Raw genomic sequence first — 11,454 nt, 5'->3', positions numbered from 1 at the left:
GGAACGGACGCTTCCTTTGTACTCACCCGAGAGACTCTCTCAGGCTTTCCTCCGGGCGCTTCCCTTCGGTCTTGCGTTTCCGACTCTATCAGATCCTTTCGGCGTCCGATTCCCTGTCGGCGGGATTTACCGAAGGCTTCTGGCTTTCGCCTGTCGGCCTTTCGACATTCACTACGTTAGCCCATCCTCCCGCCAACTCATAATCGAGTTCCGAGAGTTTGAATTCGAGCATGCGGGCACGTCGAATTCACCCTCGCTGAGAGGATGTCGTAGGTAGTGGTTTGGCCACTTCCGGCTGCTGGCGATCGCCGTACCCGGTTCAAGCGGCTCGGGCTACATTACGCACCCCACAACGGCGCGTCAACTTGAGCGACGCCTCGGAGTATGAGCCCGATAAGGGCTCACCGTCGGGTCGTTGGCGATCCAGAAGCGCCAGGGGTGGACGCCCCCGTCGCCCGAGACTCCGGTGCGTGGACCGTTGCGTACCTGGTCGGAGGGGACCGGGGTGCCGGTCAGGATCCTCAGAGGGGTGTCGGCGGAGGTGCACGCGTCCGTGCCGTCCAGGGATCGGTCCACGCCCAGGGCGGTGGCCAGGCGTGCGGGCCCTTTGGCCAGTTCCTTGTCATTTCGGGCCGAGAGTCGACGTTTACGCGCGAGCTCGGCGCCCTCGACCACCTCGCCGGCGCGGAGCAGGACCGCGCTCGCCACGCCGTCCGGACCGCACACGAGGTTCATGCAGAACCACATGCCGTAGGTGAAGTAGACGTACACGTGCCCGGGCGGACCGAACATCACGCCGTTGCGGGCCGTGCGGCCGCGATAGGCGTGGGAGCCGGGGTCGTTCTGGCCGTCGTAGGCCTCGACCTCCGTGAGGCGGAGGGCGATCGGACCGTCCGGGGTGGTGCGTACGAGGATGCGGCCGAGGAGGTCGGGGGCGACCTCCAGTACGGGGCGGTCGAAGAACTCGCGTGGGAGGGGCGTACGGTCGGGGGTCGCGATCATGCCGTCCGAGGGTAGTGCAGACGGATCGCTGCGGGCGGGGTGGTCACGGGGCGTTCGCCTTGCAAGGGTGAGGGCGCGGAACCGGCCAGGGTCGGATCGCGTTTGTAGGGATCAAGGATTCACGCGCGCGTGGCACGCGCGCGAAGCAGGACGACGTATAGGGAGAGTCATGGCGTTCAAGAAGCTGCTCGCGAGCCTGGGTGCCGGCGGGGCTTCGGTCGAGACGGTGCTGACCGAGGTCAACGTCGTGCCGGGTGGTGTCGTCCAGGGTGAGGTGCGGATCCAGGGCGGGTCCGTCAACCAGGAGATCGAGGGGCTGTCGGTCGGGCTGCAGGCCAAGGTCGAGGTCGAGAGCGGCGACGAGGAGTACAAGCAGAACATCGAGTTCACCAAGGTGCGGCTCGGTGGCGCCTTCGAGCTCCAGGCCGGGGCCGTGCACGCGGTGCCGTTCGGGCTTGAGATCCCGTGGGAGACGCCGATCACGATGATCGACGGTCAGGCGCTGCGCGGCATGAACATCGGTGTGACGACCGAGCTGGCTATCGCGCGTGCCGTGGACTCCGGTGACCTGGACCCGATCAACGTGCACCCGCTGCCGGCGCAGAAGGCGATCCTCGACGCCTTCATCCAGCTGGGCTTCCGCTTCAAGAACGCGGACATGGAGCGCGGTCACATCCGGGGGACGCGGCAGAAGCTGCCGTTCTACCAGGAGATCGAGTTCTTCCCGCCCCAGCAGTACCGGGGTCTGAACCAGGTCGAGCTGAGCTTCGTGGCCGATCAGAGCGTCATGGACGTCGTCCTGGAGATGGACAAGAAGCCGGGGCTGTTCAGCGAGGGCAGCGACACCTTCCGGTCCTTCCAGGTGGGGCTCAACGACTATCACGGCACCGACTGGGCGGCTTACCTCAACCAGTGGCTGTCCGAGGTCGGCAGCAAGCGCAACTGGTTCTAGGCTCGGAACTGCTGGTTCCGGCAATCGATCAGGAGGTACCGAGGTGTCCGAGCTCAAGCGGCGGCCTCTCCCCCACGACTTCCACCCGCCCGTCCCGTCGTTCACCGTGACGAGCGAGGACATCGAGGAAGGGGCGACGCTCAAGGACGCTCAGGTCTACGCGGCCGGTAACACCTCGCCGCACCTGCGGTGGGAGGGCTTCCCGCCCGAGACCAAGAGCTTCGCCGTGACCTGCTACGACCCCGACGCGCCGACGGGCAGCGGGTTCTGGCACTGGGTCCTGTTCGACATCCCCGCCTCGGTGACCGAGCTTCCGGTGGGTGCGAGCAGCGGCAAGTTTGAGGGGCTGCCGGAGGGTGCCGTACACGCGCGCAACGACTACGGCAGCAAGGACTTCGGTGGCGCCGCGCCCCCGCCCGGGGACGGTCCGCACCGGTACGTCTTCACGGTGTACGCCGTCGATCAGGAGAAGCTCGGTCCGGATGCGGACGCCTCTCCTGCCGTCGTCGGCTTCAATCTGCGGTTCCACGCGATCGCGCGTGCCCAGCTGATCGGTGAGTACGAGAACCCCGAACAGAGCTGAGCGATCCGAGCGTTCATGGAACGTTTGCCCGCCCCTGGTCTTGGAAGTGATCAGGGGCGGGCACTTTTATTTCGTTGTCCATCTCGGCGTGCCCGGCCAGAGTTGATCCCAGCCCGCCAAGGAGGTGGGCGGGTGAGCGCAGGAGGTGGGCTGGTCATGCGGGACACGCTGGTACTGAACGCGAGCTTCGAGCCGCTGTCGACGGTGACGTTGAACCGAGCCGTCGTTCTGGTGCTGCAGGACAAGGCCGTCGTCGAGCAGTCTCACCCCGAACTGCGCATGCGCGGAGCCGCGGTCGACATACCCGCGCCCCGGGTGATCCGGCTGTGCCGGTACGTGAGGGTGCCGTTCCGAAGACAAGCTCCGTGGTCGAGGCGGGGTGTGCTGGTCAGGGACCGGCACCGGTGCGCGTACTGCGGGCGCAGGGCGACGACCGTGGACCACGTGGTGCCGCGGGCGCAGGGTGGTCAGGACTCGTGGCTGAACACGGTGGCTTCGTGCGCGGAGGACAACCACCGTAAGGCGGACCGGACTCCGGAGCAGGCCGGGATGCCGTTGCTGAGGCAGCCGTTCGAGCCGACGCCGGCTGATGCGATGCTGCTGTCGCTGGGGTCCGACGACTTTCAGGCGCTGCCGGACTGGTTGGCCGTGGACGCCGCGTAACGCCGCCGCCCGCAAAGACTTTGGGGCTCGCCTTCCGCGTGAAGGCGAGCCCCGTCGTCGTTTCCCCCGGCCTCAGTCGATCGGGGGCTTCTCCCGGCGGTCCGTGCCACCGTTGCCCGTTGAGCCGCCGCCGCCCGAACCGCCGCCCAAGGGGCCGAAGTTGCCCATCGCGCCGGACAGGCCCTTGAGGGCGTCGCCGATCTCGCTGGGGACGATCCAGAGCTTGTTGGCGTCGCCTTCGGCGATCTTCGGGAGCATCTGGAGGTACTGGTACGAGAGCAGCTTCTGGTCGGGGTCGCCGGCGTGGATGGCCTCGAAGACCGTACGGACGGCCTGGGCCTCGCCTTCCGCGCGCAGGGCCGCGGCCTTGGCCTCACCCTCGGCGCGCAGGATCTGGGACTGCTTCTCACCCTCGGCGGTGAGGATGGCCGCCTGTCGCGTACCTTCCGCGGTGAGGATCGCGGCGCGCTTGTCGCGGTCGGCGCGCATCTGCTTCTCCATCGAGTCCTGGATGGAGGTCGGCGGCTCGATCGCCTTCAGCTCGACGCGGTTGACGCGGATGCCCCACTTGCCGGTGGCCTCGTCGAGGACACCGCGCAGGGCCGCGTTGATCTCCTCGCGGGAGGTCAGGGTCCGCTCCAGGTCCATGCCACCGATGATGTTGCGGAGTGTGGTGACCGTCAGCTGCTCAATTGCCTGGATGTAGCTGGCGACTTCGTAGGTGGCGGCCCGCGCGTCGGTCACCTGGTAGTAGATGACCGTGTCGATGTTCACGACCAGGTTGTCCTGGGTGATCACCGGCTGCGGCGGGAACGGGACGACCTGTTCACGCAGGTCGATGCGATTGCGGATGGTGTCGATGAACGGGACGACGATGTTGAGGCCCGCGTTGAGTGTCCGCGTGTAACGGCCGAAGCGCTCGACGATGGCGGCGCTGGCCTGTGGGATGACTTGGATGGTCTTGATCAGGGCGATGAAGACCAACACCACCAGGATGATCAAGACGATGATGACCGGTTCCATCGTCGCTTCCCCGTACCCTTCTCCGCCTCGGCGCTTTCGGAAGATCTTATGGTTGTTGAAGATCTTGCTGGTCGAGTCTGACAGACCGTCGAGCAACTCGGGGGCTGTTCGGTTCAGTTGAGTCGTACGAGGTCAGATGACGATCGCGGTCGCTCCCTCGATCTCCACGACGTCCACTTCTTGTCCTACTTCGTAGGCGCGGCCGCCGTCGAGAGCGCGGGCCGACCAGACCTCTCCGGCCAGCTTGATCCGGCCGCCGGAACCGTCGACGCGTTCCAGTACGACCGCCTGTTTGCCCTTCAACGCCTCCACGCCGGAGACGAGTTGGGGGCGTTGCGCGCTGTGCCGGGCGGCGATGGGCCGTACGACGCCGATGAGGGCGACCGAGACGACGACGAAAGCGAGCACCTGCACGACGACGCCGAAGCCCAGTCCCGCGAGGATCGCGCCGGCTACGGCGCCGACCGCGAGCATGCCGAACTCCGGCATCGCCGTCACCACGAGGGGGATTCCGAGCGCGGCCGCGCCGATCAGCCACCACACCCATGCGTCGATGTCGTTCACATGGTCATGGTAGGTCCGCGGGTCGTGCCGCGGACAGGGCGCGAGGGCGTCAGGCCATCGGAAGACCCTGTGCGGTCCAGCGCTCGCCGACCTGCTCGACGACGAGCGGGAGGCCGAAGCACAACGAGAGGTTGCGGGAGGTGAGTTCGAGCTCCAGCGGGCCGGCGGCGAGGACCTTGCCCTGACGGATCATCAGGACGTGGGTGAAGCCGGGGGCGATCTCCTCGACGTGGTGGGTGACCATCAGCATGGAGGGGGCGATCGGGTCGCGGGCGAGGCGGCCGAGTCGGCGTACGAGGTCCTCGCGGCCGCCGAGGTCGAGGCCGGCGGCGGGCTCGTCGAGGAGGAGGAGCTCGGGGTCGGTCATCAGGGCCCGGGCGATGAGGGTGCGCTTGCGCTCGCCCTCGGAGAGGGTGCCGAACTTGCGCTCCAGGTAGTCGCTCATGCCGAGGCGGTCGAGGAAGGCGCGGGCGCGCTGCTCGTCGATCTCGTCGTACTCCTCCTGCCAGCCGGCCGTCATGCCGTACGCGGCGGTGAGCACGGTCTGCAGGACGGTCTGGCGCTTGGGGAGCTTGTCGGCCATCGCGATGCCGGCCACGCCGATGCGGGGGCGCAGTTCGAAGACGTCGGTGCCGGGCTTGCCGAGGGTCTCGCCGAGGATGGTCGCGGTGCCCTTGCTGGGGTAGAGGTAGCTGGACGCGACGTTCAGAAGGGTGGTCTTGCCGGCGCCGTTGGGGCCGAGGATGACCCAGCGCTCGCCCTCCTTGACCGACCAGGAGACCTGGTCCACCAGAGCCCGGCCCTCACGGACCACGGATACGTCCTGAAGCTCCAGAACATCGCTCATGAGCGCGTTGTCTCCCCTTGCAGTGTGACCGGTCTCGGCGTCTCGGCTGTGACGTGCGCGTGGTGGGCGCAGTCCTCAAGGAAATCTACGCCACCGGTCGGGCGGTCCATTCCATCGGTCCGGTCCTTAGGGTGGGGGCATGCTCTCGGAACCTCGCTCTGGACGTCTTGCCGCTTGGGGAAACGCCCTTTTGGCCGGACTTGTGTCACCTGACGACGCCGTACTCGCCGCTGTCGGGGACGACGCGGTGCATCGCGTGGAGGGGCTGCCCGGTGAGTCCGGGCCGGTCGGGCTGACGCTCGCGCTGGGGCGGTTGCGGGCACTCGGCGTGACCGGGTTGCGGGTGGCGCTGCCGGCGCCGGGTCATCCGCTGGGTCTGAGCGGTCCGCCGGAGTTCAACGCGCGGGCGTTGGAGGCCGAGGAGGCGTTGATCTGTCACGGGGCCGCGCTGGGGCTGGTGCCCGAGGTGTACGAGGCCGGGCCCGCGGGTGATGTGCATGTCGAGGTGGTGTGGCATGTGCTGCCGGTGCGGGAGGCTCCGCCGGCCGATGTGCCGTCGCTGGGTGAGGCGGAGCGGGAGCTGGCCGAGGCGCTGCGGGAGGCGACCGAGGTGTTGACGCGGCTGGATGTGGCCGGGTCGGGGCCGGTGGCGGAGGCGGCGATCGACGCGTATCGGGCGCGGGCCGAGCGGGGGCGGGACGTGTTGGCGCCGGGGTATCCGCCGCGGGCGGTGCGGGTGCTGGAGCTTGCGCAGCGGGTGGGGTTGTTGATCTCCGTGGCTTATGAGAACGGGCACGGGGGTGCGGTGACGGCCGGCGAGATGGGGGCGCGGGCGGAGGCGCTGCGACCGGTGGAGCGGACCGCTCGGCGGGCGCAGGTCGCGGCGTACAACGCGTATGTGGAGGAGCGGGAGCGGGGAGTGCGCTGAGTGGGGCTGGGGGCCGAGGTGGGCGGGGTCTCATTCGCCCGCGTTGGCGGGGTGCCGCTACGACTGACGGCGGCGCTCCGTACCTCAAGGGGCGCGGGGCTCTGTCGATTTGCGGCTCCGCCGCGCGGGCGCGACCAGCCCCCACCGGCCCGCAGCCGAAGAACCGACCGCCCCGCCCCTCCCCACACAGACCAAGGGCCCCTCAAGTCGCCGTTGACTTGAGAGGCCCATCGGCTCAGACCCGACGTCAGTCGTTCGCGCCGGTGTTGCCGAAGGCGGGGTTCAGGCCGGCGATGCCGTTGACCGTGTTGCCGACGACGTTGACGGGGACGTGGACCGGGACCTGGACGAGGTTGCCCGAGCCGACGCCCGGCGACTTCACGGCCGCGCCGTCGGCACCCGCGTCGGCGACAGCGGCACCGGCGGCGGCACCCGTGGCGATACCGGCGACGGTGAGGGCCACGGCGGCCTTCTTGGCGATGTTCATGAGAAGCGTTCCTCCTGCGTTTGCGTGTCCGACCCGGCCGCGGGTCGTGCCTGATCAACGCGGAGGCGGGTGCCAACGGTACGGGAAGCCGACGTCAACTCCCCGTTCGGATCATTGGCACGAAAAACTGACCGGCCTCCCGGGAGCACCCGGGAGGCCGGAGGTCACTGCCGCTCCTGAGGCGGAGGTCAGTGGTTGACCCCGAGGTTGCCGAACGCAGGGTTGAGGATGCCCACGACGTTCACGCTGTTGCCGACCGCGTTGACCGGGATGTGGATCGGGGCCTGGACGAGGTTGCCCGAGGCGACGCCCGGCGAACCCACGGCCTTGCCGTCGGCGTGCGCGTCGGTGGCGGAGGCCATACCGGCGCCGGCGGCGATCAGTCCGCCGGCCACCATCGTCACGGCCGCTGCCTTCTTCAGGTTCTTCACTTCTGAGCCCTCCTGGTGATCGCCGCGGCAGTCGCCGCAGCACGCACTGGAGAACGGTGGAGATCCACGAAGGATGCGCCGTCCGGGTGACATTCCCACGACGGTATGAATCTCACTCCGGAGCGGAACCCTCCGTATTGCCGGGCGCGTGGTGGATCAACCGGTCACTCCATGACGTACCGCCCACAGCGCGGCCTGGGTGCGGTCCGCCAGGTCGAGTTTCATCAGGATGTTCGAGACGTGGGTCTTGACCGTCTTCTCGGAGAGGACGAGGGCGCGGGCGATCTCGCGGTTGGAGCGGCCGTCGGCGATCAGGCCCAGCACCTCGCGCTCCCGTTCCGTGAGCGACCCCGCCCGGCCCTGTCCGGAGTTGGCCTCCTCCTGGGACAGCAGGGCACCCGCGACCTCGGGCTGGAGCAGGATGTGGCCGGCGTGGACGGACCGGATGGCGCCGGCGAGGGCGTCGGGGTCGACGTCCTTGTAGACGTATCCGGCGGCTCCGGCGCGCAGGGCCGGGATCACCGTGCGCTGCTCGGTGAAGCTGGTGACGATGAGCACGCGCGCGGGGTTGTTCAGCTCCCGGAGTCTGCGCAACGCCTCGACGCCGTCCATGCCCGGCATCTTCACGTCCATGAGGACGACGTCGGGCTTCAGCTCCTCGGCGCGGGCGACGCCCTCGGCGCCGTCCGCGGCCTCGCCGACGACCTCTATGTCGTCCTGCACCTCGAGGAACGTGCGCAGGCCGCGGCGGACCACCTGGTGGTCGTCGACGAGCAGCACCTTGATTGCGTCAGCCACCAGGGACCTCCATCTCGATCGTGGTGCCCTTGCCGGGCGCCGATTCCACGGTCAGCGCGCCACCGACCCCGCTCGCCCGGTCCCGCATGGAGACCAGACCGAGGTGGCGTCCCGCGCGGCGGGTCTGCGTCGGGTCGAAGCCGCTGCCGTCGTCGGTGACTCTCAGGACGGCCCCGCAGCCGCGGCGGGCCAGGGTCACGTCGACGTGGTCGGCCCCGGAGTGCCGCAGGGCGTTGTGCAGGGCCTCCTGGGCGACACGCAGGAGGGCATCCTCCTGGGCGGCGGGCAGGGCGCGTACTCCGCTGCTGCCGAAGGTCACGCGCGCGGTGTGGGCACGGTCGAGGACCTGGATCTGGGTGCGGAGGGTGGCGACGAGGCCGTCCTCGTCGAGGGCTGCGGGGCGCAGCTCGACCACGGCGGCGCGCAGTTCGTCGGCGGCCTCGGCGGCGAGGGCAGCGACCTGTTGCAGCTCGCCCTTGGCGCGTGCGGGATCGCGGTCGACGAGGGCGGCGGCGGCCTGCGCGGTCAGGCGCAGGGAGAACAGCTTCTGGGCGACCGCGTCGTGCAGCTCGTGGGCCAGCCGGGAGCGTTCCTCGGCGATGGTCAGTTCCCGGCTGCGCTCGTACAGGCGGGCGTTGGTGAGGGCGATGGCGGCGTGCTGGGCGAGGATGGAGAGGAGTTCCTCGTCGTCGGCGGTGAAGCCGCAAGCGCCGTCGGGCTTGCTGCAGTTCTTGTTCGCCAGGAAGAGGGCGCCGATCACCTCGTCGCCGTCCTTGATCGGCAGGCCCAGGAAGTCGGACATGTCGGGGTGGGCGGACGGCCAGCCCTCGAAGCGGGGGTCCTTGCGCACGTCCGCTAGGCGCTCGACCTTGGCCTCCTGGAGCATCGCGGCGAGGATGCCGTGCTGCCTGGGGAGCGGGCCGATGGCCTTCCACTGCTGGTCGCTGACGCCGTCGACGACGAACTGGGCGAAGCCGCCGTGGTCGTCGGGGACACCGAGGGCGGCGTACTGCGCGTCGAGCAGCTCGCGGGCCGAGGCGACGATCGTCTTGAGGACGTCGCGCACCTCCAGATGCCTGCTCATGGCCAGCAACGCGGAGCTCACCGCGGCCAGCCCGGACCTGGGGCCTTGACTCATGCCCTCACGGTACCGGCGGGGTGTGACAGTCCGTATCCGACCTGTGGCGGCGGCTGCCTAGGGCGGTGGGCCTAGGGCCAAGGGCCCGTACCGGGGGCTTAGGGCGAAGGGCCCCGTCTGTTCGCGACCCGCGTCCGACGCGGGCGGGGCCGCCCCGTTCCTACGGTGAGGCCACATCAAGCCCTTGTGTGTCGAGGGCACATCCAGGTGACGACGAGGGGACGTGTCATGCCGGTAGCGATCATCACGGGGGCTTCGCGGGGGCTGGGGCGGGCGCTCGCCGAGGCGCTGGCCGCGCGCGGCTGGGATCTGGTGCTCGACGCCAGGAACGCCGAGGTGCTGCGGAAGACGGCGGCCGACGTCGGGGCGTACGGCACGCGCGTGACGGCGCTGCCGGGTGACGTCACGGACGCCGGGCACCGGGCCGCGCTGGTGGCGGGGGCGCGGGGGCTCGGCGGTCTCGACCTGCTGGTGAACAACGCCGGGGTGCTGGGCGCCGAGCCCTTGGTGCCGCTCGGCGAGCACTCCCTGGACGGCTTCCGCGCGGCTCTGGAGGTCAACGTCGTGGCGCCGCTGGGGCTGCTCCAGGAGGCGCTGCCCGAGCTGCGCGCGGCTCCCTCGGGGGCGGTCGTCAACGTGAGCTCGGACGCGGGCGCGGAGGCGTACCGGACCTGGGGGGCGTACGGGGCGACGAAGGCGGCGCTGGACCAGCTGTCGGCGGTGCTGGCGGTCGAGGAGCCGGAGCTGCGGGTCTGGTGGGTCGACCCGGGCGGCATGCGCACCGACATGCTGGCCGCCGCCGAGCCCGACGAGGACCTGTCGGGGACGCCGACGCCCGCGGACATCGCCCCCGCCTTCGTGCGACTCCTGGACCGGCGTCCGGCAAGCGGCCGGTACACAGCCGCCGCACTGCTGGAGGCACGGTGACCCTGGCGCTGCACGTGCCGCAGGAGCTGTCGGCCCGGGTCCCCGCCGAGCAGCGCGGCCCGGGCCTGGGCCGGGACGCCGTACGGCTGCTGGTGTCGCGCGGTACGGAGGTGTCGCATCACGCGTTCCCGGAGCTGCCGCGTCTGCTGCGGGCCGGGGACCTGCTGGTCGTGAACACCTCGCCGACGCTGGCGGCGGCCGTGGACGCGCGGATCGGGCACGCGCGCGTGGTGGTGCACTTCTCCACGCGCGGGGACGACGGACGCTGGGCGGTCGAGCTGCGGGAGCCCGACGGGCGGGGCACCACACGCGCACGTGCGGGAGGCCCCGCGGGGACGGAGGTGCGGTTGCCCGAGGGGGTGCGGCTGACGTTGGAGGAGCCGCTGAGCGCGCGGGGTGAGCGGCTGTGGTGGGCCCGGGTGGCCGGGGCGGGAGTCTCCGGGCTGCTGCGGGAGTACGGGCGGCCGATCCGTTACGCCTACACGGAACGCGACCAGCCGCTGTCGGCGTACCAGACGGTGTTCGCGCTGCCGCAGCCCGGCGGGGCCGGCAGTGCGGAGATGCCGAGCGCGGCGCGGCCCTTCACGGCGCGGCTGGTGGCGGAGCTGGTGAGCCGGGGTGTGCAGTTCGCGCCGATCACGCTGCACACGGGTGTGGCGTCGGCGGAGGCGCACGAGCCGCCGTATCCGGAGCGGTTCGCGGTGCCGGAGGCGTCGGCGCGGCTGATCAACGCGGTGAAGGCGGGGGACGGCCGGGTGGTCGCCGTGGGGACGACGGCCGTGCGGGCCGTGGAGTCGGCGGCCGGCGCCGACGGGGTCGTACGCGCGCGTGAAGGGTGGACCGACCTCGTGGTGACCCCGGAGCGGGGTGTGCGGGTCGTGGACGGGCTGCTGACCGGGCTGCACGAGCCGGAGGCCTCGCATCTGCTGATGCTCCGGGCGGTGGCCGGAACGGCGGCGGTCGAGCGCGGGTACGAGGAGGCGGTACGCGGGCTCTATCTCTGGCACGAGTTCGGGGACGTGCATCTCCTCCTCCCTGCGGAGGCCGGGACAGAGGTTCCTCACGCAGAGCATTGCTTCAGCAACTGCCGGTGAGACTGTTACGGGTCCGA

Annotated in this window: 14 protein-coding genes; 6 read left to right on the top strand and 8 right to left on the bottom strand. The window is 70.1% G+C overall.

Annotated elements, in window-relative coordinates; genetic code table 11:
- Positions 1 to 360: 360 nt before the first annotated feature.
- Positions 361 to 1,002: a DNA-3-methyladenine glycosylase gene (locus ACFUO4_RS18360; protein WP_383485602.1), complete on the bottom strand. Its 642-nt coding sequence runs from the start codon at positions 1,000 to 1,002 to the stop codon at positions 361 to 363.
- Between the two features lie 169 nt (positions 1,003 to 1,171).
- Between ACFUO4_RS18360 and ACFUO4_RS18355 the strand changes: the two genes are divergently transcribed.
- The 3 genes from ACFUO4_RS18355 (at position 1,172) to ACFUO4_RS18345 (ending at position 3,200) form a co-directional block, all read left to right on the top strand.
- Positions 1,172 to 1,954, top strand: a complete 783-nt coding sequence (locus ACFUO4_RS18355; protein WP_079312524.1) for a sporulation protein — start codon at positions 1,172 to 1,174, stop codon at positions 1,952 to 1,954.
- A 43-nt stretch (positions 1,955 to 1,997) separates the two neighbouring features.
- A complete protein-coding gene (locus ACFUO4_RS18350) occupies positions 1,998 to 2,537 on the top strand; it encodes a YbhB/YbcL family Raf kinase inhibitor-like protein (protein ID WP_383485599.1) in 540 nt (179 codons plus the stop codon).
- Positions 2,538 to 2,693: 156 nt separating this feature from the next.
- On the top strand, positions 2,694 to 3,200 hold the full coding sequence (locus ACFUO4_RS18345) for an HNH endonuclease (RefSeq protein ID WP_079312520.1): 507 nt from the start codon (positions 2,694 to 2,696) through the stop codon (positions 3,198 to 3,200).
- A gap of 72 nt (positions 3,201 to 3,272) precedes the next feature.
- Here the strand turns inward: ACFUO4_RS18345 and ACFUO4_RS18340 are convergent, their stop codons facing one another.
- The 3 genes from ACFUO4_RS18340 to ACFUO4_RS18330 all read right to left on the bottom strand — a co-directional run bounded on the left by ACFUO4_RS18340 (position 3,273) and on the right by ACFUO4_RS18330 (position 5,634).
- Entirely contained in the window at positions 3,273 to 4,223 is a 951-nt protein-coding gene (locus tag ACFUO4_RS18340; RefSeq protein ID WP_383485596.1) for an SPFH domain-containing protein, read from the bottom strand.
- Between the two features lie 132 nt (positions 4,224 to 4,355).
- Positions 4,356 to 4,787 (bottom strand): NfeD family protein, encoded by a 432-nt coding sequence (locus ACFUO4_RS18335; RefSeq protein WP_059197191.1) that lies wholly within the window; start codon positions 4,785 to 4,787, stop codon positions 4,356 to 4,358.
- A 49-nt stretch (positions 4,788 to 4,836) separates the two neighbouring features.
- Positions 4,837 to 5,634 (bottom strand): ABC transporter ATP-binding protein, encoded by a 798-nt coding sequence (locus ACFUO4_RS18330; RefSeq protein ID WP_059197192.1) that lies wholly within the window; start codon positions 5,632 to 5,634, stop codon positions 4,837 to 4,839.
- 139 nt (positions 5,635 to 5,773) lie between these two features.
- Here ACFUO4_RS18330 and ACFUO4_RS18325 point away from each other — a divergent pair, with 139 nt between their 5' ends.
- Positions 5,774 to 6,562 (top strand): hypothetical protein, encoded by a 789-nt coding sequence (locus tag ACFUO4_RS18325; protein WP_383485592.1) that lies wholly within the window; start codon positions 5,774 to 5,776, stop codon positions 6,560 to 6,562.
- A gap of 247 nt (positions 6,563 to 6,809) precedes the next feature.
- Here ACFUO4_RS18325 and ACFUO4_RS18320 read toward each other — a convergent pair whose 3' ends face one another.
- The 4 genes from ACFUO4_RS18320 to ACFUO4_RS18305 all read right to left on the bottom strand — a co-directional run bounded on the left by ACFUO4_RS18320 (position 6,810) and on the right by ACFUO4_RS18305 (position 9,416).
- A complete protein-coding gene (locus tag ACFUO4_RS18320; protein WP_079312516.1) occupies positions 6,810 to 7,049 on the bottom strand; it encodes a chaplin family protein in 240 nt (79 codons plus the stop codon).
- Positions 7,050 to 7,237: 188 nt separating this feature from the next.
- Entirely contained in the window at positions 7,238 to 7,480 is a 243-nt protein-coding gene (chpE, locus tag ACFUO4_RS18315; RefSeq protein WP_059197195.1) for a chaplin ChpE, read from the bottom strand.
- 156 nt (positions 7,481 to 7,636) lie between these two features.
- Positions 7,637 to 8,278: a response regulator transcription factor gene (locus ACFUO4_RS18310; RefSeq protein WP_079312514.1), complete on the bottom strand. Its 642-nt coding sequence runs from the start codon at positions 8,276 to 8,278 to the stop codon at positions 7,637 to 7,639.
- Positions 8,271 to 9,416 carry a GAF domain-containing sensor histidine kinase gene (locus ACFUO4_RS18305; protein ID WP_079312512.1) on the bottom strand — a complete coding sequence of 382 codons (1,146 nt, stop codon included), beginning with the start codon at positions 9,414 to 9,416 and terminating at the stop codon, positions 8,271 to 8,273. Before ACFUO4_RS18305 ends, ACFUO4_RS18310 begins: the two co-directional genes overlap by 8 nt.
- Positions 9,417 to 9,644: 228 nt before the next feature.
- Between ACFUO4_RS18305 and ACFUO4_RS18300 the strand changes: the two genes are divergently transcribed.
- Positions 9,645 to 10,343: an SDR family oxidoreductase gene (locus tag ACFUO4_RS18300; protein WP_079312510.1), complete on the top strand. Its 699-nt coding sequence runs from the start codon at positions 9,645 to 9,647 to the stop codon at positions 10,341 to 10,343.
- Entirely contained in the window at positions 10,340 to 11,437 is a 1,098-nt protein-coding gene (locus ACFUO4_RS18295) for an S-adenosylmethionine:tRNA ribosyltransferase-isomerase (protein ID WP_383485585.1), read from the top strand. The genes ACFUO4_RS18300 and ACFUO4_RS18295 overlap by 4 nt, the downstream gene beginning before the upstream one ends.
- Positions 11,438 to 11,454 lie beyond the last annotated feature (17 nt).

The sequence above is a fragment of the Streptomyces sp. NPDC057280 genome, assembly GCF_042668605.1.
Classification (GTDB): Bacteria; Actinomycetota; Actinomycetes; order Streptomycetales; family Streptomycetaceae; genus Streptomyces.
This window is presented reverse-complemented; position numbering and strand designations above follow the sequence as displayed.